The 22,234-nt window shown below is 70.9% G+C and carries 19 protein-coding genes and 4 pseudogenes; 11 read left to right on the top strand and 12 right to left on the bottom strand.

What is annotated here, in order from left to right; translation table 11 throughout:
• Positions 1-12: 12 nt before the first annotated feature.
• Together NGK70_RS01155 and NGK70_RS01150 are read right to left on the bottom strand one after the other, a co-directional pair.
• Positions 13-4,185, bottom strand: coding sequence for a PAS domain S-box protein (locus NGK70_RS01155; protein WP_251971556.1), 4,173 nt, complete (start codon positions 4,183-4,185; stop codon positions 13-15).
• Between the two features lie 12 nt (positions 4,186-4,197).
• Positions 4,198-4,944 carry a substrate-binding periplasmic protein gene (locus NGK70_RS01150; RefSeq protein ID WP_251971555.1) on the bottom strand — a complete coding sequence of 249 codons (747 nt, stop codon included), beginning with the start codon at positions 4,942-4,944 and terminating at the stop codon, positions 4,198-4,200.
• Positions 4,945-5,256: 312 nt separating this feature from the next.
• On the opposite strand from NGK70_RS01150, the gene NGK70_RS01145 reads away from it, so the two are divergent.
• Entirely contained in the window at positions 5,257-5,445 is a 189-nt protein-coding gene (locus tag NGK70_RS01145) for a hypothetical protein (RefSeq protein WP_251971554.1), read from the top strand.
• Positions 5,446-5,492: 47 nt separating this feature from the next.
• Positions 5,493-6,023, top strand: a complete 531-nt coding sequence (locus NGK70_RS01140; RefSeq protein ID WP_251971553.1) for a flavodoxin family protein — start codon at positions 5,493-5,495, stop codon at positions 6,021-6,023.
• On the opposite strand, the pseudogene NGK70_RS01135 reads toward NGK70_RS01140, so the two are convergent.
• Positions 6,009-6,684 (bottom strand): annotated as a pseudogene (locus NGK70_RS01135) (LysR family transcriptional regulator). The gene NGK70_RS01140 and the pseudogene NGK70_RS01135 overlap by 15 nt on opposite strands.
• A gap of 124 nt (positions 6,685-6,808) precedes the next feature.
• Between NGK70_RS01135 and NGK70_RS01130 the strand changes: the two are divergent.
• The 3 pseudogenes from NGK70_RS01130 to NGK70_RS01120 all read left to right on the top strand — a co-directional run.
• Positions 6,809-7,579: pseudogene (locus tag NGK70_RS01130) on the top strand (isocitrate/isopropylmalate family dehydrogenase); the annotation flags it as partial.
• A pseudogene (locus NGK70_RS01125) lies at positions 7,576-8,370 on the top strand (tripartite tricarboxylate transporter substrate binding protein); the annotation flags it as partial. The pseudogenes NGK70_RS01130 and NGK70_RS01125, both read left to right, overlap by 4 nt.
• Positions 8,370-9,528: pseudogene (locus NGK70_RS01120) on the top strand (glycerate kinase type-2 family protein). The pseudogenes NGK70_RS01125 and NGK70_RS01120, both read left to right, overlap by 1 nt.
• 9 nt (positions 9,529-9,537) lie before the next feature.
• Here the strand turns inward: NGK70_RS01120 and NGK70_RS01115 are convergent.
• Positions 9,538-9,948, bottom strand: coding sequence for a hypothetical protein (locus NGK70_RS01115; RefSeq protein ID WP_251971552.1), 411 nt, complete (start codon positions 9,946-9,948; stop codon positions 9,538-9,540).
• A gap of 283 nt (positions 9,949-10,231) precedes the next feature.
• Here NGK70_RS01115 and NGK70_RS01110 point away from each other — a divergent pair, with 283 nt between their 5' ends.
• Positions 10,232-11,104 carry a DUF6544 family protein gene (locus tag NGK70_RS01110; protein WP_251971551.1) on the top strand — a complete coding sequence of 291 codons (873 nt, stop codon included), beginning with the start codon at positions 10,232-10,234 and terminating at the stop codon, positions 11,102-11,104.
• A gap of 40 nt (positions 11,105-11,144) precedes the next feature.
• Here NGK70_RS01110 and NGK70_RS01105 read toward each other — a convergent pair whose 3' ends face one another.
• The 5 genes from NGK70_RS01105 to NGK70_RS01085 are packed head-to-tail and all read right to left on the bottom strand — an operon-like array spanning position 11,145 to position 14,740.
• Positions 11,145-11,414: a type II toxin-antitoxin system RelE family toxin gene (locus NGK70_RS01105; RefSeq protein WP_251971550.1), complete on the bottom strand. Its 270-nt coding sequence runs from the start codon at positions 11,412-11,414 to the stop codon at positions 11,145-11,147.
• Positions 11,398-11,625, bottom strand: a complete 228-nt coding sequence (gene relB, locus NGK70_RS01100) for a type II toxin-antitoxin system RelB family antitoxin (protein WP_251971549.1) — start codon at positions 11,623-11,625, stop codon at positions 11,398-11,400. Before relB ends, NGK70_RS01105 begins: the two co-directional genes overlap by 17 nt.
• Before the next feature lie 48 nt (positions 11,626-11,673).
• Positions 11,674-13,179 carry a LutB/LldF family L-lactate oxidation iron-sulfur protein gene (locus NGK70_RS01095; RefSeq protein WP_251971548.1) on the bottom strand — a complete coding sequence of 502 codons (1,506 nt, stop codon included), beginning with the start codon at positions 13,177-13,179 and terminating at the stop codon, positions 11,674-11,676.
• Entirely contained in the window at positions 13,176-13,910 is a 735-nt protein-coding gene (locus NGK70_RS01090) for a LutC/YkgG family protein (protein ID WP_251971547.1), read from the bottom strand. The genes NGK70_RS01095 and NGK70_RS01090 overlap by 4 nt, the downstream gene beginning before the upstream one ends.
• 26 nt (positions 13,911-13,936) lie before the next feature.
• Entirely contained in the window at positions 13,937-14,740 is an 804-nt protein-coding gene (locus NGK70_RS01085) for a (Fe-S)-binding protein (RefSeq protein WP_251971546.1), read from the bottom strand.
• Between the two features lie 137 nt (positions 14,741-14,877).
• On the opposite strand from NGK70_RS01085, the gene NGK70_RS01080 reads away from it, so the two are divergent.
• Positions 14,878-15,603 carry a FadR/GntR family transcriptional regulator gene (locus NGK70_RS01080; RefSeq protein WP_251971545.1) on the top strand — a complete coding sequence of 242 codons (726 nt, stop codon included), beginning with the start codon at positions 14,878-14,880 and terminating at the stop codon, positions 15,601-15,603.
• A gap of 24 nt (positions 15,604-15,627) precedes the next feature.
• Here the strand turns inward: NGK70_RS01080 and NGK70_RS01075 are convergent, their stop codons facing one another.
• Positions 15,628-16,617, bottom strand: a complete 990-nt coding sequence (locus tag NGK70_RS01075; protein ID WP_251971544.1) for an alpha/beta fold hydrolase — start codon at positions 16,615-16,617, stop codon at positions 15,628-15,630.
• A gap of 179 nt (positions 16,618-16,796) precedes the next feature.
• Here NGK70_RS01075 and NGK70_RS01070 point away from each other — a divergent pair, with 179 nt between their 5' ends.
• On the top strand, positions 16,797-17,390 hold the full coding sequence (locus NGK70_RS01070; RefSeq protein ID WP_251971543.1) for a class I SAM-dependent methyltransferase: 594 nt from the start codon (positions 16,797-16,799) through the stop codon (positions 17,388-17,390).
• Between the two features lie 34 nt (positions 17,391-17,424).
• Here NGK70_RS01070 and NGK70_RS01065 read toward each other — a convergent pair whose 3' ends face one another.
• Complete coding sequence (locus NGK70_RS01065) at positions 17,425-18,393, bottom strand: LysR family transcriptional regulator (RefSeq protein ID WP_251971542.1); 969 nt, start codon at positions 18,391-18,393, stop codon at positions 17,425-17,427.
• A 209-nt stretch (positions 18,394-18,602) separates the two neighbouring features.
• Here NGK70_RS01065 and NGK70_RS01060 point away from each other — a divergent pair, with 209 nt between their 5' ends.
• Positions 18,603-18,965, top strand: a complete 363-nt coding sequence (locus NGK70_RS01060; RefSeq protein WP_251971541.1) for a DUF4148 domain-containing protein — start codon at positions 18,603-18,605, stop codon at positions 18,963-18,965.
• A 93-nt stretch (positions 18,966-19,058) separates the two neighbouring features.
• Positions 19,059-19,253 (top strand): helix-turn-helix domain-containing protein, encoded by a 195-nt coding sequence (locus tag NGK70_RS01055; RefSeq protein WP_251971540.1) that lies wholly within the window; start codon positions 19,059-19,061, stop codon positions 19,251-19,253.
• 88 nt (positions 19,254-19,341) lie between these two features.
• On the opposite strand, the gene NGK70_RS01050 is transcribed toward NGK70_RS01055, so the two are convergent.
• Positions 19,342-20,532 (bottom strand): class I SAM-dependent rRNA methyltransferase, encoded by a 1,191-nt coding sequence (locus NGK70_RS01050; RefSeq protein ID WP_251971539.1) that lies wholly within the window; start codon positions 20,530-20,532, stop codon positions 19,342-19,344.
• Between the two features lie 298 nt (positions 20,533-20,830).
• On the opposite strand from NGK70_RS01050, the gene NGK70_RS01045 reads away from it, so the two are divergent.
• Positions 20,831-22,144 (top strand): ABC transporter substrate-binding protein, encoded by a 1,314-nt coding sequence (locus NGK70_RS01045; protein WP_251973644.1) that lies wholly within the window; start codon positions 20,831-20,833, stop codon positions 22,142-22,144.
• The last annotated feature ends 90 nt before the right edge of the window (positions 22,145-22,234 follow it).

Raw genomic sequence — 22,234 nt, 5'->3', positions numbered from 1 at the left:
GGCGCGGGCCTGTCAGCGCTCGCTGCGCAGCGTGTGGCGGGCGGCGTCGAAATCGAAGCCGCCGATCTGGGCCCGCAGCTCGGCAAAGCGGGACCCCAGCGTGGCGTGCAGGGCGACGGCGTGGGTGTCGAGGAAGGCGGCGGCGGCGATGTCACCCTGGTGCAGCAGGGCGTCGAGGGCGTCCAGCAGGCCGGGATCGGCCGGCGCCGTGCCCGTGGGTGGGAGCGGTGCGGCCTGAGGCGTGAGCGGCAGCACCTGCGTCAGGCGCTGCAGCGCCTCGCGCAGCTGGGCACTCAGGCGGCGCACCAGCGCGGCGACGGAGCCCGGCGTGTCGCGCTCGCGCAGCAGCGTTTCCAGTCGGGTGGCAATGTCGGCGATCGCCGTCAGACCCAGCGTGCTGCCGGCGCCGCGCAGGCGGTGGGCCATCTGACGCAGGGCCTCGCCGTCGTCGTCGGCCAGGCCGGCCTCCAGGGTGGCGTGGGCCTCGCGCAGCGAGTCGACGAAGCGCTGCAGCAGCGCCAGGTAGCGCGGCACCTGGTGGCGCACCGCGCCGAGGCCGAAGTCCACGTCCACGCCCGGCAGCGCGCGCAGCAGCGCCAGGCGCGGGTCTTCGGCCTGGGCAGGCAGTGCGTCGACGTGCAGCGGCGGCTTGGCCACACCTGCCCGGACGGTGCGCAGGCTCGATATGCTGCGGCGCGACTCGGTACGGCCGTGGTGGTGATGCAGCCAGGTCAGCAACGCCGCGTAGAGCAGCGCCGGGTCCACCGGCTTGGTCAGCATCTCGTTCATGCCAGCGTCCAGGCAGGCCCGACGGTCCTCGGCAAAGGCGTTGGCGGTCAGCGCGAGGATGGGCACGTCGGCCCAGCCGGGCAACTGGCGGATCTGTCGGGTGGCCTCGATGCCGTCCATCTCCGGCATCTGCATGTCCATCAGCACCACGTCGAAGCGGCACTCGCGCGCCTGTTCAAGCGCCTGGCGGCCGTTTTCGGCGACGGTGACGTCCAGCCCCACCGCGTGCAGCAATTCGAGAGCGACCTCGACGTTGATCAGGTTGTCCTCGGCCAGCAGCACCCTCGCGCCGCGGTGTTCGCCGCGCAGGAGGGTCTCGGCATCGGCCATTGGATCGGCCGCGGGCTCGGCCGGCAACGGGCCGTGGCCGCATTGCAGCGGCACGTCGAACCAGAAGTGGCTGCCCTCGCCCGGCGCGCTGCGCACGCCGACCTCACCGCCCATGATCTCGATGAGGCGCCGGGTCAGCGCCAGGCCCAGGCCGGTGCCGCCGTAGCGGCGCGCGGTCGAGCCGTCGGCCTGCTCGAAGGGGCGGAACAGCCGGGCCTGCTGTTCGGCCGTCAGGCCGATGCCGGTATCGGCGACCTCGAAGCGCACGCGCAGCTCGTCGCCACGCTGCGCCAGGAGCAGGGCCCGCAGCGCGATGTGGCCGGTGTCGGTGAACTTGACCGCGTTGCCGGCGAAGTTCAGCAGCGCCTGGCGCAGCCGGGTGGCATCGCCGCGCAGCCACAGCGGCACGCCGTCGGGGTCGATCTCCAACTGCAGCCCCTTGGCCTCGGCGGTCTCGCGCACGATCGAGGCGACGTTGTCCAGCACCGCCGAGAGGTGGAAGTTGCGCCGATCGAGCTCCAGCCTGCCGGCCTCGATCTTGGAGAGGTCGAGGACGTCGTCGATGATGGACAGCAGGTGTCGCCCGGCGTTCTCCATCTTCTCCAGGCGTTCGGCCTGCAGCGGCTGGAGGATGTCGCGGCGCAGCAGGTGGTTCAGGCCGAGGATGGCGTTCAGGGGGGTGCGGATCTCGTGCGACATGTTGGCCAGGAAGCTGCTCTTGGCCAGGCTCGCGGCCTCGGAGGTTTCCTTGGCCTCGATCAGCGCACGCTCGGCCTCGCGTCGGTGAGCAATGTCGGAGGTGAAGGCGATCAGCCGGGGCGAGGCATGGGCGTCGCCCGCGTGGAAGTAGACCGTGGTTTCCACCGGCCGCATGCGTGCGTCGCGGGTGCGCTGCTCGGTCTCGCGCTGCAGGTGGCCCTGCTGGCGCACCTGCGCGGCAAAGCCAGCGTAGGCCCCAGCGGCCAGGGCGGGGTCGATGTCCCAGAGGTGCAGGCGCAGCATCTCGTCGACGCTGTAGCCGAGGAATTCGGCCGCGTACCGGTTGGCGTAGGTGAGCGTGCCGCTGGCGAAATCGACCCAGGTGATGCCGATGCCCACGCTCTCCATTGCGAACTGGATGTCCAGCAGCTTGCGGTGGGTCTCCTGCAGGTCCTCGGTGCGTTCGGCCACGCGCGCTTCGAGGTCCTCGTTCAGGCGCTGCAGGGCGGCCTCGGCCTGCATGCGCCGCGAGATGTCGCGGGTGATGGTGACGAACACGTCGCGCCCGCCGATGCGCGCGCTCTGCAGGCTGACCTCGGCGTCGAAGTCGCTGCCGTCGCGGCGGCGATAGTGGGTCTCGTAGACGACCTCCTGGTGCTGCCCGGCCGGCAGGAGGCGCTGGAGTTCGTCCTGTGGCCGGGCCGTGTCGATGTCCCAGAGGTGCAGCGTCAGCGCCTGCTCCATCGTGCAGCCCAGCATCTGGACGAAGCGCTCGTTGGCCTCGATGAGGCGATGCCCGGCATCGAAGATCGCGATGCCTTCGACCGCATTGCGGACCAGCGCGCGGTGCCATTGGGCCTCGTTCTCCAGCGCCTCCCGGGCGGCCTTCTCCGCGGTGATGTCGCGCCACACGGCCACCAGGCAGTCCTTCCCAGCCAGGCGCATCGAGCGGACGTTGATGTGAACGTCGAAGATCCGGCCGTCCTTGGCGCGGTGGTGCAGCTCCATGCTGGCGCTGCCTGCGGCGAGGACGCCGGCAATGCGTTCGCGCATTGACGCCTCGTCCAAGTCCGGATGGATGTCGGGCAGGCGCAGCTTCAGGTACTCCTCGCGGGAGTAGCCCATCATCTCGCAGGCGGCATCGTTGACCTCGAGGATCCGCAACGTCTCGACGTCCACCAGGTCGATGCCATCGCCAGCCCTGCTGAGGATGGTGTGGTACAGCTCGTCGCGTTCGCGCAGGGCCTCGGCGTTGCGTTTGCGCTCGGTGACGTCCTCCGAGATGCCCAGCAGGAACTCGGCCTCGCCGTGCTCGTTGCGCAGCGCCAGCTTGCGGGTGCGCAGCAGGTGGCACGTGCCGTCGCGGGTGGTGATCTCCTCCTCGACCTCCAGCACGTCGTGGCTGGAGAGCACCTCGCGGTCCCGGGCGATGAACTGGTCTGCCTGCCGGGCCGGGAAGAAGTCGTGGTCGTTCTTCCCCAGCAGGTCGGCGCGGTCCCAGCCCAGCAGTTGCTCGCCGGCCTGGTTGAACAGCACGAAGCGCAGCTGCGCGGCGTCCTTCAGGAAGATCATGTTCGGCATGTGCTCGACGATGGAGTCGAGCAGCCGGCTCGTGGCCTGCAGCCGGACCGCCTTGTCGTCGGCATCGCGCAGCGCCTGGTGGCCGGTGGCCTTCAGCGCGACGATGGCGGTGGCCAGCTCGTCGAGTTCGTCCGGCTCGTCCGGCAGCTGGGCCAGCGCGGCCGGCGGGGCCTGGCGCAGGTCCTCGGGGGTGACGTTGCGCAGCTCGTCGGCCAGCGCCAGCAGCCGGCGCGTCAGCAGCCCCTGGTAGACCAGCGACGACAGCAGCGCGATCAGGATGATCACCAGCGCGTGCCCGCCGAAGGCCAGCGCCAGCTCGCGCACCCAGCGCTGGCGCAGTCCGCCCAGGTCGGTGACCAGGGTGATCGAGCCCAGCTCGTGGCGGCGGCCCTCTTCGACGTGCAGCAGCGGCAGGGAGACCGAGAGCGTGTCGGCCGACAGCGGGCCGGAGCGCAGCTCCAGCGTCTGCAACCCCTTCTGCTGCAGGCGCACCGCGGCCACGTCGGGCAGCGCCTCCAGACTGCGCAGTTGCAGCTCGACCTGCTTCTGGTCGAAGGCCCACACGCTCTGTTCCAGGGCGGGCAGCACGAGCTGGGCCATCGCCCGCAGGGTGGTCTGCAGCGTCGCGACGCGGTCGCGGTAGGTGTGCACCGCCATCGCGGTGGCCACCAGCAGCGAGCACAGTCCGCCCACCAGCAGCGTCCACAACAGCAGTCGGCGTGCGACCCGGCTGCGCAGGCCGATGCGGCCGATCCAGCCCCCGCCCGTGCGCCGCGCTGTTGCCACTGCCCGGGTCCGTCAGTCGGCGGCCTGGGCGGCGGCGAGCAGACGCTGGTAGCTGCCGTCCGCCTTCATCTCGCGCAGCGCTTGGGCCACCCGGGTAGCCAGGGCCTCGTGCCGGCGGTGCAGGTACAGGTACATGTCCACGTCCTTGAGCGCTGGCGACAGCGGTGCGATGCCGCGCAGGCCCAGGCTGCGCACCAGCGCGGTCCCGTCGGCCCGGGTGTACAGCGCGAGCTGGATGCGGTCCCCCTCCAGCATGCGGAACATCTGCTCGGGCTGGTCCACCTTGTTGACCACGCGCGCACTGGTCGCGTTGGCCTCGAACATCTTCCAGCCGATGATGAAGGCCACGCTGTAGGACTTGAGGCTGTCCCAGCCCTGGTCGAGGCGGATTGACGGGTCCTTGGCGAAGGCGACAAAGCTCACGCCAAGGAAGCGCTCGGGGACCTGCACGAGGTTCGGGTACTGCGCGCCCAGGCCGGCCACACGCAGGCCCTCGCCGTCAATCTCGCCCAGGTTGGCCGCGTGCAGCGAGCGCTCCGAGGGCAGGCCGACCAGCTTGAACTCCAGGCCGACGCGGCGAAAGGCCTCGCCCGCCAGCGCCTGAAGTGCCCGGCGGTCCAGCGGCGTGTTGTTGGTGCTGACGGTGATCGTGGCGGCGGGCGCTGCCGGCGCCGCTGGCTGGGCCTGCGCGGCCGCCATGGGCAGGGCACTGGCCAGTGCCAGCCTCAGTGCGAGCGTCAGTGCTCGGGTGGCTGCCATGCGGCAGGCGATGCGACGGGCAAGGAACATGGGGCCGGAGGGTAGGTGAAAGCAGGCAGGCAGACAGCGGCAGCACGGCAGGGCACCAACCACGCGCTAACCGCGGCTATTGTGCGCCAGCCACTGCGTGCCGGTGGCTGGAACAGCCGGGTCAAGCGTGTGCTTTGCGACCGACTCAGCCCCTGGTCCCTTGTGCCCAGGGCCCGCGGTGTGTCCTGCCGCTGACAGGGCCCCACGATGGCACCCCAGCCGGGCGATCCTCCCGGTAAACTAGGGTTAATGCGGATTCCACACGTTGACGAGGGTTTGGCGATGCCATCCGGGGCTTTTCCGCTGCGACCGTCCGTCGCCTTTTCCTTCCGCGCTGCGCGTCGGCGCCTGCCGGGGCGCAAGGCGCCCCTGCACATCCAGGCGACACGCTGGGCCGCTCGCGCCGGGCTGGCGCTGGTCGAGCGGGCCGAGCGCGTCTGGCAGGCCCTCGGCCACCCGACGGGGCGCTGATCGCCTCACCGGTCCTGGCCGGGTCCCGTCCGGGGCACACTGCAAGCATGCCCCACACCAGGACCTTGCTGATCGTCTGGCACTCGATGACCGGCGGCACCCGCCAGATGGCCGAGGCCGCCGCCGCCGCGGCCCGGCTGGAAGCCGAAGAGCCCGCGCCCGACGCTGCCACCTGGCCCCTGCAGGTGCGCCTGGTGCACGCCCGTGAAGCCGGCCCCGCCGATGTGCTGGCGGCCGACGGCTATCTCTTCGCCACGCCCGAGAACCTGGCCGCGATGAGCGGGCTGCTGAAGGACTTCTTCGACCGCAGCTACTACGCCGTGCTCGACCACGTGGCCGGCCGGCCCTACGCCAGCCTGGTCTGCGCCGGCAGCGACGGCCAGGGCGCGGCGCGGCAGATCGCGCGCATCGCCACCGGTTGGCGCCTGGCGCAGGTGGCCGAGCCGCTGATCGTCTGCACCCGGGCGCAGACAACCGCGCAGATCCTGGCGCCCAAGCACATCGCGCCGGACGAACTGCTGCGCTGCCAGGACCTGGGCGCGGCCCTGGCCGCCGGGCTGCGGCTAGGCGTGTTCTGACGCCGGGGGTTCCTGCTGCACCGGCTGCGGCGCGCCGAAGGACTCGGCGATGAAATCGACGAAGGCCCGCACCCGCGTGGACAGCTGCAGCCGCTGCGGCCAGACGGCGTAGATGTCCGCCTCGGGCGTTTCCCACTGCGGCAGCACCGGCACCAGCCGGCCGCTGGCGAGGTGGCGGGCGATGTCCCACTCGGCGCGTATCAGGATGCCGTGCCCCTCCAGCGCCCAGGCCACGGCGATCTCACCGTCGTTGGTGGCCAGGTTGCCGCGCGTCTTCACCGTCTCGCTGCGTTGGCGCGCGCCCCGGCCGGTCGACAGCCGCCAGGTGCCGTAGGCCTCGTCGCCCTGGCGGATGCCGATGCAGGCGTGGCCGACCAGCTCCTGCGGCGCCTTTGGCGTGCCGCAGCGCGTCCAGCTCCTCGATCTCGCCGAGGATGCGCCGGGCGCGCTCCACCACCGCCTCGCCCTCGGGCGTCAGGCTCATGCGCCGGGTGCTGCGGTTGACCAATGCCACGCCACTGCGGGACTCGATCAGCGCCAGGCGCTTGCTGACTGCCGCCTTCGACAGGCCCAGCTCACGCGCCGCCGCGCTCAGGCTGCCGCTGCCCGCCAGGCTGACCAGGAAGGCCAGGTCGGCACTCTGAAGCGCGGGCTGGGTCATGGTGTCCTCATCGTCGTGTCCTGATCGTTCACCTCGGGTTGACGATGCTTTCACTTTCACCCTGATCCGGCAAGCCCCGGGGTTCCTAGAGTGCGGGCATCGCCACCGACACAGGAGAACCGACATGAAGACCTACGCCATCGCAGCCATCCCCGGAGACGGCATCGGCAAGGAGGTGGTCCCCGCCGGCCAGCAGGTGCTGCAGGCCCTGGCCGCGGCCGATGGCGGCTTTGCCGTCGAGTTCGAGTCCTTCGGCTGGGGCGGTGACTGGTACCGCGAGCGCGGCGAGATGATGCCGGCCGACGGGCTGGAGGCCCTGAAGGGCAAGGACGCCATCCTGTTCGGCTCGGCCGGCGACCCGCACATCCCTGACCACATCACGCTCTGGGGCCTGCGGCTGAAGATCTGCCAGGGCTTCGATCAGTACGCCAACGTGCGGCCCACGCGCATCCTGCCCGGCATCGACGCACCGCTCAAGCGCTGCCGGCCCGAGGACCTGAACTGGGTCATCGTGCGCGAGAACTCCGAGGGTGAGTACTCCGGCGTCGGCGGCCGCGTGCACCAGGGCCACCCGATCGAGGCGGCCACCGACGTGTCCATCATGACCCGCGTGGGCGTGGAGCGCATCCTCCGCTTCGCCTTCGAGCTGGCGCAAAGCCGCCCGCGCAAGCTGCTGACGGTGGTCACCAAGAGCAACGCCCAGCGCCACGCGATGGTGATGTGGGACCAGATCGCCGCGGAGGTGGCCGCCGACTTCCCCGACGTGACCTGGGACAAGGAACTGGTGGACGCCGCCACCGCCCGCATGGTCAACCGGCCCGGCACGCTCGACACCATCGTCGCCACCAACCTGCACGCCGACATCCTCAGCGACCTGGCCGCCGCGCTCGCGGGCAGACCGTGATCGTCGAGAACAAGCCCGGCGCCGGCGCCACGCTGGGGGCCGATCTGGTCGCCAAGTCCAGGGCGGACGGCCACACCCTGCTGGTCGGCGCGGTGCACCACACCATCGCCGGGGCGGTCTACAAGAAGCTGCCCTACGACCTGCAGAAGGACTTTGCGCCGCTCACCACCATCGCGCTGGTGCCCAACGTGCTGGTGGTCAGCGCCGCGTCGCCGGCCAAGACCGTGGCCGAACTGGCGGTGCTGGCCAAGACCGCCAAGCCCGAGCTGAGCTACGGCTCCAATGGCAACGGCACCGCACAGCACCTGATCGGCACCCAGTTCGAGAACATGATCGGCGCCAACCTGCTGCACATCCCCTACAAGGGCAGCGGTCCGCTCACCACCGACCTGCTGGGCGGGCAGGTGACGATGGGCTTCGACACCATCACGCCGGTGTTGCAGCACATCAAGGCCGGCAAGCTGCGCGCGCTGGCGGTGACCACCGGCAAGCGCTCCTCGGCGCTGCCCGACGTGCCCACCCTGGCCGAGGCCGGGCTGGCGGGCTTTGACCTCGGCACCTGGTTCGGCGTGCTCGCGCCGGCGGCCACGCCCAAGGACGTGCAGGCCAAACTGGCTGGCGAGATGGTCAAGATCATCCGCTCGCCCGAGTTCAAGAAGCGCATGGACGAGATCGGCGCCGAGCCCATCGGCAACACGCCCGATCAGATGGCCCGCCAGATCCGTGACGACAGCGAGAAGTACGCCCGCCTGGTCAAGCAGGCCCACGTGGTCATCGAGTGATGCGGCCGGTGGACACCGCTGCTGCACGCGACCTGCTGCGCGCGATGTTCGACGCCGCGCTGCAGGCGGCCCTGCCGGCGCACAGCCTGCCGCGCCACCTGCCGCCCGTGCCCCGCGGGCGCACCGTGGTGATCGGTGCCGGCAAGGCTGCGGCGTCGATGGCGCAGGGCCTGGAGCGGCACTGGCCGGCGCCCCTGAAGGGTCTGGTCGTGACCCGCTACGGCCATGCTCTACCCTGCGACCGCATCGAAGTCGTCGAGGCGGCCCACCCCGTGCCGGATGCCGCCGGCCAGCGTGCCGCCGAGCCTTGGCCGCGCGCTGCTGGCCAGCGGCGCGACCATCGGCGAGATCAACACCGTGCGCCGCCACCTCTCGGCCATCAAGGGCGGCCGCCTGGCCGCTGCCTGTGCGCCGGCCCGGGTGGTCAACCTGGTCATCTCCGACGTGCCCGGCGACGCCGTGGTGGACATCGCCTCCGGCCCCACCGTACCCGACCCGACCACCTGCGCCGACGCGCTCGCCATCCTGCGGCGCCACCGCATCGACGCGCCGCCGGCCGCGCTGCGCCTGCTGGAGGAAGCGACGATCGCCGAATCCCTCAAGCCCGGCGACCCGCGCCTGCCGGCCATCGAGACGCACTGGATCGCCACCCCGCAGCAGGCACTGGAGGCCGCGGCCGAGGTCGGCCGGCGCGCCGGGCTGGCGGTGCACATCCTGGGCGACGCGCTGGAGGACGAGGCCCGCTCGATGGGCCGCACCCTGGCCGCCATCGCCCAGCAGGTAGCCCGCCGTGGCCAGCCCTTCACGCCGCCCTGCGTGCTGCTCAGCGGTGGCGAATCGACGGTGCAGGTGCGCGGCACCGGCCGCGGCGGGCGCAACGTCGAGTTCCTGCTCGCGCTGACCCTGGCGCAGCAGGGCGACCCGCACATCCACGCCCTGGCTGCGGACACCGACGGCGTGGACGGCATCGAGCCCATCGCCGGCGCCCTCACCGGGCCGGACACTCTGGCGTGCGCCGAGGCGCTGGGCCATCGCGCCGCCGATGCGCTGGACCGCAATGACGCCCACCGCTTCTTCGAGGCCCTGGGCGATCAGGTCATCACCGGCCCGACGCTGACCAACGTGAACGACTTCCGGGCGATCCTGGTGACCGGGTGACCGGCTGCCTTACGCGGCAGTCAGTACTGTCAGCGTGACGGGGTTGCTGGTGATGAATTGGTCGTCGTAGTTCGACACCTTGATCTTGTACTGATAGCCATTGAGGGCGGTGCTGGTGACGAAGAAGCCCAGCGCCAGCGAATTGCCGGTGTAGCCCAGGCTGGTCCAGGTCGTCCCCCCATCACGGCTTTCGAACCACTCGGCTGTCTTGACCGAGTCAGAGACGGCGGCCTCGAAATCCACGCCCACGGCGCTGCCGCGGTAGGTGACCGTGACGTTGCTGGGTTGCTTGGTGAAGACAAACGGGGTCGACTTGTCGTCTCCCCCGCCGCCGCAGGCAGCCAACAGCGTGCTGGCGCCAGCCAGCAGGGACAACAGTGCAACGCGGCGCGATGCCAGCGAATGGGGTGGCTTGTTCATCAACTCTCTCCCTGGGTTCGACACGCCCCGCGCGCGCCGGAATTGGAAATATGGTGAACGGACCCGGCCCTGGCGTCAAATGCCGTTGGTGTCCGTGTGCCACCGACAACGCATTCGTCTTTTGGCGTATGGACACTTCTCCTCTCTTGCCAAGCAGATTGAGCGGGTCGCCGCGGATGCGAGTGCGCGTGTCGCCACGCGCCCCCTTGTGACCCATCAACCCGCCCCCGCGCACCCGGTGCCAGACTGACCGCCTGGACCGGATGTCCGTTGGAGGCAGTCGATGCGCGTCGTCCTGTGGGTGGTGGCCGGCCTGCTGGTGCTGGCGGGCTTGGCGGCTCTGTGGGTGTCGAAGCGGCCGGGGGCGGATCTGGGCGCCGTCTTCCAGCAGCGCCTGGCCTCGCTGCCGGTGCTGCCACCCGCGGCGGCGCCGGTCAGCGAGGCGGACCTGGCCCGCGTGCCCGAGCCGGTGCAGCGCTGGCTGCGCAACGCCGGTGTGGTTGGCCGCCCGCCGGTGCGCGCGGTGCACGTGACCTTCGACGCCACGCTGTACGCCGCGCCGGACCAGCCCGGCATGCGCGGCCCGGCGCATCAGGTGGACGTGCTCGATCCGCCGCGACGCCTGTTCCACATGGCCACCCGCATGCCGATGCGGATGGCCGGCCTGCCGGTGCAGGTGCTGCACGACTACCGCGGGCACGAGGCCACGATGCGGGTGCGCCTGGCCGGGTTGGTGGATGTGGCGGACTTTGCCGGCCCGCTGCTGTCGCGCACCGAGACGGTGACGCTGCTCAACGACCTCTGCGCCTACGCGCCCTCCGCGCTGCTGGGGCCGGCGATGCGCTGGGAGGCCATCGACGCGCAGCACGCAAGGGTGGTGTTCATGAACGGGCCGCACACGGTGGGCGCCGAGCTGACCTTCGACGCCGAGGGCTGGCTGGTCGACTTCCGCTCCGAGGACCGCGGCGATGTGAAGGCCAACGACCGTGTCGAGCGCATGCCCTGGACCACGCCGCTGGGCGAGTTCCGCAGCGCCGAAGGTGGCCGGCGCGTGCCCGGGCGCGGCGACGCCATCTGGCACCGGTCGGACGGGCCCTTCGTCTACGGCCACTTCCGGGTCGAGCGGGTGACCTACGACGAGGCGGCGCTGCGGTGATGGGAGGTACCACTTCGAGGCGCTGGGTCGATGACCCCGCTCAGCGATACACCTCGCGCCGGTGCCCGATCTCGATCACCAGGATGCGCAGCACCCCATCCTGAACGTCGCAGATCAGCCGGTAGTCGCCCACCCGGTAGCGCCAGAACGAACCGAGCTGTGGGCCGGTCAGCGCCTTGCCGGCGCCTCGGGGATCGTCCAGCGTGGCCAGCCGCTGGCGCAGGAAGGTGGTGATCCGGCGGGCCTGGGCCTTGTCCAGTTTGCCCAGTTGCCTGGCGGCGGTGGCCGTCAGCTCAATCCGCCAGGCCAAGGTCGCGCTCCACCTCGTCGAGCGAATACACCGCTTCCGTGCCCTCGCGCACCCGCTGCGCGGTGGCGGCGGCCAGGTAGTAGTCCTCCAGGTCGTCCAGCCCGTTGGCGATCAGCTCGCGCAGGTAGAACGCCTTGCTGCGGCCGGTCGCGGCAGCCAGGTGGTCCAGGCGCTGCTCGATGGCGGGGTCGAGCCGGATGGAGGTGGGCATGGCGTGGGCCTGGAGCTTGCGATACGTGTATTCGCGAGTGTACGGCGGTCAGCGCCGGTCAGGCGTGGGTCGCCGTCCTTCCTGCTCCGCCAGCCGCTCCCTCAGCCCCTTGGCCGCCAGCTTCATCGGCGTGCGGTGCGCCGTCCAGCCAGCCTGCCAGTTCGGCGTGAGGCCGCGCAGGCGGCGGCCGATCGACACGGCGTGGCGGTACAGCGCGGGGTGCTCGTTCAGCCAGGCCCAGGCCTTCCACGCCAGGGCCTCCTTCCAGTCCTTGGCGCTGGCCTGGCCACCGAGCGGTTCGTGGCCCGGTTCGGGGTCGTGCTTGGCGGCGCGGCGCAGCTGCATCAGCAGCTCGGGGATCGGGATGCCCACCGGGCAGACCTCGGCGCAGGCGCCGCACAGGCTGCTGGCGGTGGGCAGGTCCTGGGTGGGTTCCAGGCCGAGCAGGTGCGGCGAGATGATCGCGCCGATCGGCCCCGGGTAGGTGGTGCCGTAGGCCAGCCCGCCGATGCGCGCGTAGACCGGGCAGTGGTTCATGCAGGCGCCGCAGCGGATGCACTGCAGCGTGGCGCGGAAGTCCGCATCGCGCCAGGCCTGGCTGCGGCCGTTGTCCAGCAGCACCAGGTGCACCTCCTTCGGCCCGTCCAGCTCGCCCGGGCGGCGCGGGCCGGTGATGGCGTTGAAGTAGGTGGTGACCGCCTGGCCGGTGGCCGAGCGCGTGAGCAGGCTGAACAGCGGCAGCACGTGCTCGAAGCGCTCCACCACCTTCTCGATGCCGGTGATGGCGATGTGCACCTCGGGCACGGTGGTGCACATGCGGCCGTTGCCCTCGTTCTCGACGAGACACAGCGTGCCGGTCTCGGCGACCAGGAAGTTGACGCCCGAGACGCCCACCTTGGCATCGCGGAACTCATTGCGCAGCACGCGCCGGCCGATGGCGATCAGCGCATCGACGTCCTCGGTGTAGGGCGTGTCGGGGATCTCCTGGGCGAACAGCGCGGCGATCTGCTGCTTGGTCTTGTGGATCGCCGGCATGATGATGTGGCTCGGCCGCTCGCCCGCCAGCTGGACGATGTACTCGCCCATGTCCGACTCCAGGCAGTCCACGCCCTGCTCGGCCATCCGGTGGTTCAGCTCGATCTCCTCGCTGACCATCGACTTGCCCTTGATCATCCCCTTGGCGTCGTGCGCGCGGGCAATGGCCAGGAAGATGGCGTTGGCCTCGGCTGGCGTGGCGGCCCAGTGCACCTGCACGCCGCGCGCGATCAGGTTGCCTTCCAGCCGCTCCAGCAGGTCGGGCAGGCGCGACAGGCTGTAGCGGCGGATCGCCTCGCCGACGCCGCGCAGCGCGTCGAAGGCCGCGGTGTCGCTGAAGTGCCCGGCGCGCTTGGCCTGCAGGAAGTCCATCGCGCTGCGGAAGCTCGCGCGCAGGTGGGCGTCGCCGACCGCCTCGGAGGTGTTGGCCTTGAAGTGGCGCGGGTCGACGAAGTGCAGCGTGGACGTGGTGCCCGCGGCGGGGTGGGTGGCGTGAGTGGCGTGGGTTAGGGCGCTCATGCGGCATCTCCTTGCGCGGCGGCAAAGGTCAGCGGGGCGGCCTGGTCGTCCACGATGACGATCACCAGTTCCTTCGGCCCGTGCGCGCCGAAGGCCAGCACCTGCTGGATGTCGGCGGTCTTGGACGGGCCGGTGACCAGCAGCAGGTTGGTCGGCATGGCGGCTTCGGGGGCCAGGGCGCGCAGGGCGGCGGGCAGGCCGGCGTAGAGCGTGCTGGCGCGCAGCAGCGCCACGTGCAGCGGCGGCACGAGCGAGAGCGTGCGCGGCTCGTCGGCGCCCGGGCGCAGCAGCAGCGTGCCGGTGTCGGCGATGCCGGCCTCGGTGAAGGTGAAGCCGGCGTCGACGCGGTCGAACAGCTCGCCCTTCCAGGTGTCGATCGGCTGGTCGAACACCGTCCGCTCCAGGCCCTGCAGCGCGGCGGTGAGGTCCGGCCGGGCCGCCGCAGCGCGGCCCAGCACGAGGCGGCGTACGCCCCGCGCATCGAGTGCCGCGCGCACCGCCTGCGGCCAGTCGCCGGGGCGGGCGTGCAGCACGTCGGCCCGCCAGCCGCGGGCGGCGGCCTCGAAGGGCGCGACCAGCGTGGCCGGGTCGATGCGTGCGCCCACGCTGCCGCGGCCGAAGGGGCCGTGCAGGTAGGCGTCCAGGCTGGGCGTCGGCAGTGCGGTGGTGGGCACGGCGCGCAGCCGGCCGAGGATCTGGCTGCGCGCGGCGAGGGTGTTCGGGATCGTCATCGTGGGGTCCGGTCAGATCGGCGGGTTCAGTCGGTCACCACCCGGGCCGCGTCGGCGGCGCCGAGCACGCGCTCGCGCAGGAAGCTGGCCAGGTGCACGCAGCGGGGCAGGGCCTCGCCGTCGGCGCGGCGCTTCTCGGCGGCATGGTGCAGGTTGAGCAGGCAGCCGCAGTCGGCGCTGACCAGCACCTCGGCGCCGGTGGCCTTCACGGCGTCGAGCTTGTCGCTCACCATCGCGCCGGAAATCGCCGGGTGCCGGGCCGAGAAGGTGCCGCCAAAGCCGCAGCACTCCGCCACCCGCGCCGGCTCCACCACCTCGACGCCGGGCAGCGCGCGCAGCAGCGCCTCGCTGGGGGCGTGCGTGCCCATCTCGCGCCGGGCCGAGCAGGAGGTGTGCAGCGCCACCTTGACGGGGCGCTGCTGCCGGGCCGAGGCGACGAAATCGGCCAGTCCCAGGGTGTCGCGGGCAAAGGCACTCCACTCCACCACCCGCGCGCCGATGGCCGCCGCCTTGGCCGCCAGCGCCGCATCGCCGGCAAACAACTTCGGCCAGTGGTGCACCAGCATCCCGGCGCAGGAGCCCGAGGGCACGACGATCGGCCAGGGTTCGGGGAACAGGTCCAGCTGCGCCGCGGCCACGCGCCGCGCCTCCTCGGTGTAGCCGCTGGTGTAGGCCGGCTGGCCGCAGCAGCCCTGGTCGGGCGGAAAGACCACCTCGATGCCCGCGGCGCGGATCAGCGCGAGGGCGTCCAGGCCGGCCTGCGGCGCCATCAGGTCGACCACGCAGGTGGCGAAGAAGTAGACGTGGGAGGGGCGGGTGACCGTGGGCATGGCAGGAAGGGCAGGGTGGGTCGGGTGGGCTGTCGGGACCCGCGCATCCTGCGCCCGGGCGGCGCTGGCGCTACAGTGGTCGGACCACTTTTGAGCGATGGACTGTCGAGCCGACGCGCCAGACGAGGAGACCGACGATGAAGCACCAACTGGCTGAACGCCTGCCCGACCAGCTCGCCCGCCGGCTGGAGCGCTCGATCCTGCTGGGTGAATGGCGCCCGGGCCAGCGCCTGCCGGCCGAGCGCGCCTGGGCGCCGGCGCTGGGGGTGTCGCGCGGTGCACTGCGCGAGGCGCTGCGGCTGCTCGCCGAACGCGGGCTGGTGCAGCAGCGCCACGGTGCGGGCAGCTTCGTCAGCGAGCGGCCCGACGACCGCCGTGCCGACCCCTGGACCCAGCTGCTGCAGCGCCAGCCGCTGATGCAGGCCGACCTGCTGGAGTTCCGCGCGATGCTGGAGATGCGCAGCGCCGAGCTGGCCGCCGAGCGGGCCGACGCCGCCGACCTGGCCCGACTGGCCGAGCGCCACGCCGCCGTCGCAGCCGCCTACGCGGGCGCCGACCGCGCCGAGCAGGTGCGCGCCGACGTGGCCTTCCACCGCGCGATCGCCGACGCCACGCGCAACCCGGTGTTCAGCTACCTGGTCGCCACGCTGCTGGAGCTGCTGCACGAGCACGTGCAGCTCAGCATTGCCGACCTGGCGCCAGACTCGGCCGAGGCGCGCGACCTGGCCGCCCAGCACGCCGCCCTGTGGCAGGCGCTGCGCTCGCGCGATCCGGCAGGGGCGGCGGCGGCGGCGCGCCAGCACATCGGCTACGTGCAGCAGCGCTGGGCGCGGCGCATGGCGGGGACCGACGACGCTGCTTGAAGCGGGTCGCGCCGCCTCCGCCGTTCACAGCCCGCGCAGGAACTCCAGCAGCAGCGCATTCACCTCGTCGGCCCGCTCGCGCTGGATCCAGTGGCCGGCGCCGGGCAGCAGGTGGCAGCCGCGCAGGCCGGGCAGGGTGTGCGCGTAGGCGTCGATCTGCGAGCGGGAGGCGGGGAACTTCAGCACCGCATCGCGTTCACCGGCGATGAACAGCGCGGGCTGGTGCACCGGGCAGCCGTACCAGGGCGCCAGCAGCTGTGCGTTGCGGCGCAGGTTGCGGTACCAGTTCAGCCCGCCGCGGAAGCCGGCGCGCTGGAACTCGGCGGTGTAGTGCGCCAGGTCCGCCTCGCTCAGCCAGCCCGGCAGCACCTCCGGGTCTACCGAGTGGTGCAGGAAGCCGCGGCCCGGCTCCATCAGCCCGAAGGCCAGGCCGGCGGGCGCGTCGCCCGAGCCGCTGAAGTAGGTGCGCCGCAGCGTGGCGGCCACGTCCTGCTCGAACTCCGCCTCCGCCACGCCCTCGGCCTGAAAGTACTGCATGTAGAAGGTCGAGATGCCACGCCGCTCCAGCGCGCCCAGCAGGTCCAGCGGGCCGGGCGGCGCGTAGGGCACGCTCATGCCGGCCACGGCGCGGAAGAGGTCCGGGCGCAGCAGCGCGCAGTGCCAGGCCACCGGCGCGCCCCAGTCGTGGCCGACCACCACGGCCTGGGTCTCCCCCAGCGCGTGCACCAGCCCCACCATGTCGCCGACCAGGTGCAGCAGGGTGTAGCGGTCGACCTCCGCGGGCGCCTCCGAGCCGCCATAGCCGCGCATGTCGGGCGCCACCGCGCGGAAGCCCGCCGCAGCCACCGCGGCCATCTGCGCCCGCCAGGAGTACCAGGACTCCGGCCAGCCGTGGCAGAACAGCACCAGCGGGCCGCTGCCCTGCTCGGCCACGCGCAGCCGGATGCCGTTGACGCTGTACTCGGTGAACTCCGGCGAGGCGGTGCGTTCGTCGGGGCAGGGCGGGGGGGGCATCGCAGGCTCCTCGGCTGGCGGCAGAACCGTGAATCATCCGCGAGCAGCCCCGGCTTGGCCGACGCGAGGGTGACAGGCCGCTGGCCGGCGCAGGCATCGGCATCGGCATCGGCATGATGCCGGGCGGCGAGAATCGCCCGGCCCACCCGCCCGATGCGGCCGCCCCTGAGGAGATTCCGATGCCACTGTCCCCGCCCTCGCTGCCGGCCATGCCGCGCAAACTCAACCTGGGGTGCGGCTTCGACAAGCGGGAAGGGTTCGTGAACGCCGACGGCTTTGCCGAATGCCGGCCCGATGTGCTGATGGACATGGAGGCGACGCCCTGGGCCTTCGCCGACAACGCCTTCGACCTCGTGCTGATGAAACACGTGCTGGAGCATGTCGGTGCCGACTTCAAGGTGTTTGCCGCGGTGATGCGCGAGCTGTGGCGGGTGACCGCGCCGGGCGGCATCATCGAGATCCACGTTCCGCACTACCGCCACGACACCTGGTGGTCCGACCCGACGCATGTGCGCGCTTTCACGCCGCTGACCTTTCGGATGATGTCGCGCGCCCAGAACGACGAGTGGATCGCGCAGCGGGCCAACTACACGATGCTGGCCTACGTGATGGGCGTGGACTTCGAGCTGGTGCAGGCCGTCCAGGTCTACGACCCGCAGTGGCGCCAGCGCGTCGACCAGGGCGAGCTGACCATGGAGCAGCTCCGGGTGCTGGCGCAAACGCAGTGGGGCGTGGTCAAGGAGCTGCACGTGAGGCTCAAGGCCGTCAAGTGAGGGCCGCTCGGCCGGCGCCGCCGGCCCGACCCGCTCAGTTGCCGTTGCAGGTCTCGCAGCCGGCCGCGGCCAGCCAGGGGTCGCGGTCCTCGCCGCCGAAGATCTCGATCAGGAAGTCCAGCACCGCCCGCGTGCGCACCGGCAGGTGCTTGCGCGAGGGCATCGTCGCCCAGAGCGTGGCGCTGAAGAGGCGCCACTGCGGCAGCACGCGCTCCAGCGCGTGCTCCATCAGCGCATCCTCGACCACGTAGGAGGGCAGCCCCGTCACGCCCAGCCCGGCCAGTGCGGCGGCGTAGTTGGTGTCCACGTGGCCGGAACTCAGCAGCGGCCGGCGCGGTACGTAGACCACCGACTCGGCGCCTGCCGCGTCGTCGTCGCCCCAGGGCCCGCGGTGGAAGGTGACGCCGCGCTGCAGCTCACTGAGTGGCGGCAGGATGGCGTCGTGCTCGGCCAGGTCCTGTGGGTGCTTCGGCCGGCCGCGCCGGTCCAGGTACTCGGGGGCGGCGCAGAGGATCGTCTCGGTGCGGGCCAGGCGCCGCGCGATGTAGTCGCCCGCCAGCGGCTCGCGCGACCAGACGATGGTGAGGTCGTGCGTCTCGTTGCCCGCCTCCACCGGGCCGAAGGCGTCGATCTCCAGGCGCAGCCGCGGGTAGCGCGCGTACAGCCGCGGCAGGTGCTTGACCAGCTGGTGCACCGACACAGCCGGCGGCATCAGCAGCCGCACCAGGCCCTGCGGCTCCTGCGTGTCGGCCGCGGCCATCGCCGCGGCCTCGTCGATGTCGGCCAGGATCTGCCGCACCCTGTCCAGGTAGTCTGCGCCCACCTCGGTCAGCGCCAGGCGCCGCGTGGTGCGGTTCATCAGCCGCGCGCCCAGCTGCTCCTCCAGCTCCGCCACCAGCCGCGTCACCACCGCCGGCGCCAGGTCCAGCGCGCGCGAGGCACCGGCAAAGCTGCCCTCGTCCGCCACCCGGGCGAACACCCGCATCGCACGCAGTTCATCCATGGGGTCTCCTGTCCATGCCTGATTATTGCTGAATCAGCAATGGATTGTTCTTGGTGTCCTGGTTTGTTCCTTGGTCGTCAATGCCTAAAGTTCACCCCATCGATGAGCAACGACTCAGACAGACGACGACTCACCGACGCAAGCGGTCCGGGGCATCCCGCCCCCACCGCCTTCTCCTCGGAAACCGTGCTTCAAAAGGAACCCACACCATGTTCAACCGCCAAGCCCTCATCGCCGCCGCCAGCCTGATCGCCGCCCTGGCCAGCCCCCTCGCCATGGCCCAGGAAGGCGTGCAGAACGACTTCGGCAACCTGCAATTCACGAAGACCCGCGCCGATGTCCTCGCCGAACTCCAGCAAGCCCGCACCGACGGCACCATCAACGCCTGGACCTCGCGCTACATGGAGCCGGTGCGCACCCACCTGACCCGCGCCGAAGTGCGCACCGCCACCCTGGTGGCCATCCGCAACGGCGAGTACGACGCCCTGAACCGCGAAGGCTCCGACGGCACCTGGAAGGCCCGCCAGCCCGCCGGCCGCGTCGAAGTGCTGGCCTCCGCACAGGTCCGCTGATCGACTGAAGCAGAACGCTCGGCTGCCGATTCAGCAGGCCGAGCCCCATGGCCGCAGAACCGGCCGGGAGGCGAGGGGCTGCGGCCACTTTTCATGTCCATCGCCGAAGTCCGCACACAGGCCGGATTGACCCAGGATGAAGTGGCTCAGCGCATGCAGACGATGCAGAGCAACATCGCCCTTCGGGAAGCCGGTCGGACCACGCCATCGACCCGCACGCAGGAGACGTTCGCCTGCGCCGTCGGGGCGCGGCTGAAGATCAGCTTCGAGTTGGCACACACGTCCTGACTTTGTCGCATTGGGATCAAGGCGCCGTCCCCGACCTCAGGCCGTGCAGTTGGTCAACGGCGTTGAGTCTGGCTGATGGGCGGTGCTTTCACCGCGCCACCACCACCAACCCCTTCAAATACTCCCCCTCCGGAAACCGGATCGTCGTCGGGTGGTCCGGCGCGGCTTCCAGGCGCTGCAGGATGTAGCCGTCCACGCCGGCGTCGATGCCGGCGCCGGCGACGATCTTGTGGAAGAGTTCGGCGCCGATGCCGCCTGAGCAGCTGAAGGTGAGCAGCAGGCCGCCGGGGTTCAGGAGCTTGAAGGCGAGGCGGTTGATGTCCTTGTAGGCGCGGCTGGCGCGTTCGGCATGCGCGGCGCTGGGGGCGAACTTGGGCGGGTCGAGGACGATGGCGTCGAATTTGCGGCCGTCCTTGATGAACTGGCGCAGGCTGCCGTTCACGTCCGCGTCCATCGCGCTGTGGTGAGCGGGGTTGAAGCCGTTGAGCTCGACGTGGGCGCTGGCGCGGGCCAGCGCGGGGCCGGAGGAGTCGACGCTGATGACCTCGGTGGCACCGCCGGCCAGGGCGCTGACGCTGAATCCGCCCGTGTAGCTGTAGCAGTTCAGCACGCTCTGGCAGCCGAGCTGGCGCACCAGGCGGGCGAAGAGGGCGCGGTTCTCGCGCTGGTCGAGGTAGTAGCCGGTCTTGTGGCCTTCCTCGACGTCGACCGTGAGCTTGATGGCGTGCTCGTGCAGGGTGATCGTGGTCGGTCCCTCGCCGCGCAGCCAGCCCTTGGCGGGCTCCAGGCCTTCGAGCTGGCGCACGCCGGAGTCGCTGCGTTCGTACAGGCGGGTGCAGCCCAACGAAGCCGTTTCGGCCAGCAGGGCGTCGGCGATCACTGCCTTCCAGCGCTCGGTGCCGGCGCTGAGGAACTGGGCGCTGAGGATGTCCTCGTAGCGGTCCACGATCAGGCCGGGCAGGCCGTCGGCCTCGCCGTGGATCAGGCGCACGCCGTTGCTGGCGATGCCCAGGCGGGAGCGTAGCGCCACCGCGGCGCGGATGCGGCGGGCGAAGAAGTCGGCGTCGACGCGCTCGGCCTCGTCAAAGCTCCAGGCGCGCACACGGATCATGCTGCTGGGGCTGAAGCTGGCCCAGGCCAGGAAGCGGCCGTCGGCGGCTTCGACTCGCACGGTCTCGCCGGGGTCGGCTTTGCCCTTGTCCACGGAGCCCTGGAACACCCAGGGGTGGCCTCGCAGCAGCGAGCGCTCCTTGCCTTCGCGCAAGCGGATCGTTTTCATGGGGCCGGATTGTCGCCGCAGGGCGAGGCCAGCTTGCCATGCGCAATTTCTTCGCCAAGGGCTCACTTCAATACGATCTGGCACCTGTTTATGGAAAACACCTAGTCAATGGTGCAATGAAGTATTGTTTCCATCGAATCCGTATCAAGCGGCGCACGAGAGGACCTCTATCGTTGTGTCCGTCGACAAACCAGCGCCCGCAATGCGCAGCGGGCGCCTCCCTTCCCCACCGGCCGTACCGTTCCACCGGTCCCACCTGACCCGTTCCGTTCCCACAAAGAGGAGATCCGTGATGTTGATGAAGTCCCTGAAGCTCAAGGCGTCCCTGGCACTGGCCTTCGGCCTGGCTGCCGCTGGCGCGAATGCGGCCACCGAGCTGGTGGTCGCGACCGTGAACAACGGTCACATGATCGAGATGCAGAAGCTGACCAAGCATTTCGAGCAGGCCAACCCGGACATCAAGGTCAAGTGGGTGACGCTGGAAGAAGGCGTGCTGCGCCAGCGCGTGACCACGGACATCGCCACCAAGGGCGGCCAGTTCGACGTGATGACCATCGGCATGTACGAGACGCCGATCTGGGGCAAGAAGGGCTGGCTGCAGGAGCTCAAGACCGATGCCGCCTATGACGTGGACGACCTGCTGCCCGCCATGCGCAACGGCCTGAGCGTGGACGGCAAGCTGTTTGCCGCGCCGTTCTACGGCGAGAGCTCGATGCTCATGTACCGCAAGGACCTGGCCGACAAGGTGGGCGTGACGGTGCCGGAGCGTCCCACCTGGACGCAGATCGCGGATCTGGCCAAGAAGATCCACGACCCGAAGGCGGGCGTGTACGGCATCTGCCTGCGCGGCAAGCCGGGCTGGGGCGACAACATGGCCTTCCTGTCGACGCTGGTGAACACCTTCGGTGGCCAGTGGTTCGACATGAGCTGGAAGCCTCAGCTGGAGTCCAAGCCCTGGAAGGACGCGATCACCTTCTACGTCGACCTGCTGAAGAACTACGGCCCCCCGGGCTCGTCGGCCAACAGCTTCAACGAGATCCTGGCGCTGACCAACTCGGGCAAGTGCGGCATGTGGATCGACGCCACCATCGCGGCCTCCTTCGTCAGCGACCCGAAGCAGTCCAAGGTGGCTGACAAGATGGCCTTCGCCCAGGCGCCCACCGCCGTCACGCCCAAGGGCGCGAACTGGCTGTGGGCCTGGTCGCTGGCGATTCCCGCCGGTTCCAAGAAGGTCGATGCGGCGCAGAAGTTCATCTCCTGGGCCACCTCGAAGGACTACATCACCCTGGTGGGCAAGACCAACGGCTGGGGCACGGTGCCCACCGGCACGCGCAAGAGCACCTACGCGAACGCCGATTTCCAGAAGGCAGCGCGCTTTGCCGCAGCCGAGAAGCTGGCCATCGACACCGCCAACCCGAACGACTCGACGCTGCCGAAGTCACCGTACGTGGGCGTGCAGTTCGCGGCGATTCCCGAGTTCCAGGCCATCGGCATCGCGGTGGGCCAGCAGATGAGCGCGGCCCTGGCCGGCAAGACCTCGGTCGACGCCGCCCTGAAGGCCGGCCAGGTGGCCGCCGACCGCGAGATGAAGAAGGCCGGCTACTACAAGTGATGCCGCACTTGATGCCGTGAAGTGACGCCAGGCCCCTCTCCCGGTGTCTCGGGAGGGGGTTGGAGCTCGGGCGGCGTGCCGTCCGGTGCG

Source organism: Sphaerotilus microaerophilus, from assembly GCF_023734135.1.
In the GTDB taxonomy this organism is placed as follows: Bacteria; Pseudomonadota; Gammaproteobacteria; order Burkholderiales; family Burkholderiaceae_C; genus Sphaerotilus; species Sphaerotilus microaerophilus.
Note: the sequence above shows the minus strand (reverse complement) of the source record. Positions and strands in the feature narration are given on the sequence as shown.

Excerpts from the sequence above, each read along its gene's own strand:
- NGK70_RS01075 (WP_251971544.1), bottom strand. The coding sequence starts at position 16,617 with ATGCCCCCCCCGCCCTGCCCCGACGAACGCACCGCCTCGCCGGAGTTC.
- NGK70_RS01150 (WP_251971555.1), bottom strand. The coding sequence starts at position 4,944 with ATGGCAGCCACCCGAGCACTGACGCTCGCACTGAGGCTGGCACTGGCC.
- NGK70_RS01045 (WP_251973644.1), top strand. The coding sequence starts at position 20,831 with ATGAAGTCCCTGAAGCTCAAGGCGTCCCTGGCACTGGCCTTCGGCCTG.
- NGK70_RS01115 (WP_251971552.1), bottom strand. The coding sequence starts at position 9,948 with ATGAACAAGCCACCCCATTCGCTGGCATCGCGCCGCGTTGCACTGTTG.
- NGK70_RS01145 (WP_251971554.1), top strand. The coding sequence starts at position 5,257 with ATGCCATCCGGGGCTTTTCCGCTGCGACCGTCCGTCGCCTTTTCCTTC.
- NGK70_RS01070 (WP_251971543.1), top strand. The coding sequence starts at position 16,797 with ATGCCACTGTCCCCGCCCTCGCTGCCGGCCATGCCGCGCAAACTCAAC.
- NGK70_RS01060 (WP_251971541.1), top strand. The coding sequence starts at position 18,603 with ATGTTCAACCGCCAAGCCCTCATCGCCGCCGCCAGCCTGATCGCCGCC.
- NGK70_RS01095 (WP_251971548.1), bottom strand. The coding sequence starts at position 13,179 with ATGAGCGCCCTAACCCACGCCACTCACGCCACCCACCCCGCCGCGGGC.
- NGK70_RS01055 (WP_251971540.1), top strand. The coding sequence starts at position 19,059 with ATGTCCATCGCCGAAGTCCGCACACAGGCCGGATTGACCCAGGATGAA.
- NGK70_RS01065 (WP_251971542.1), bottom strand. The coding sequence starts at position 18,393 with ATGGATGAACTGCGTGCGATGCGGGTGTTCGCCCGGGTGGCGGACGAG.
- NGK70_RS01050 (WP_251971539.1), bottom strand. The coding sequence starts at position 20,532 with ATGAAAACGATCCGCTTGCGCGAAGGCAAGGAGCGCTCGCTGCTGCGA.
- NGK70_RS01140 (WP_251971553.1), top strand. The coding sequence starts at position 5,493 with ATGCCCCACACCAGGACCTTGCTGATCGTCTGGCACTCGATGACCGGC.
- NGK70_RS01110 (WP_251971551.1), top strand. The coding sequence starts at position 10,232 with ATGCGCGTCGTCCTGTGGGTGGTGGCCGGCCTGCTGGTGCTGGCGGGC.
- NGK70_RS01090 (WP_251971547.1), bottom strand. The coding sequence starts at position 13,910 with ATGACGATCCCGAACACCCTCGCCGCGCGCAGCCAGATCCTCGGCCGG.
- NGK70_RS01080 (WP_251971545.1), top strand. The coding sequence starts at position 14,878 with ATGAAGCACCAACTGGCTGAACGCCTGCCCGACCAGCTCGCCCGCCGG.
- relB (WP_251971549.1), bottom strand. The coding sequence starts at position 11,625 with ATGCCCACCTCCATCCGGCTCGACCCCGCCATCGAGCAGCGCCTGGAC.
- NGK70_RS01085 (WP_251971546.1), bottom strand. The coding sequence starts at position 14,740 with ATGCCCACGGTCACCCGCCCCTCCCACGTCTACTTCTTCGCCACCTGC.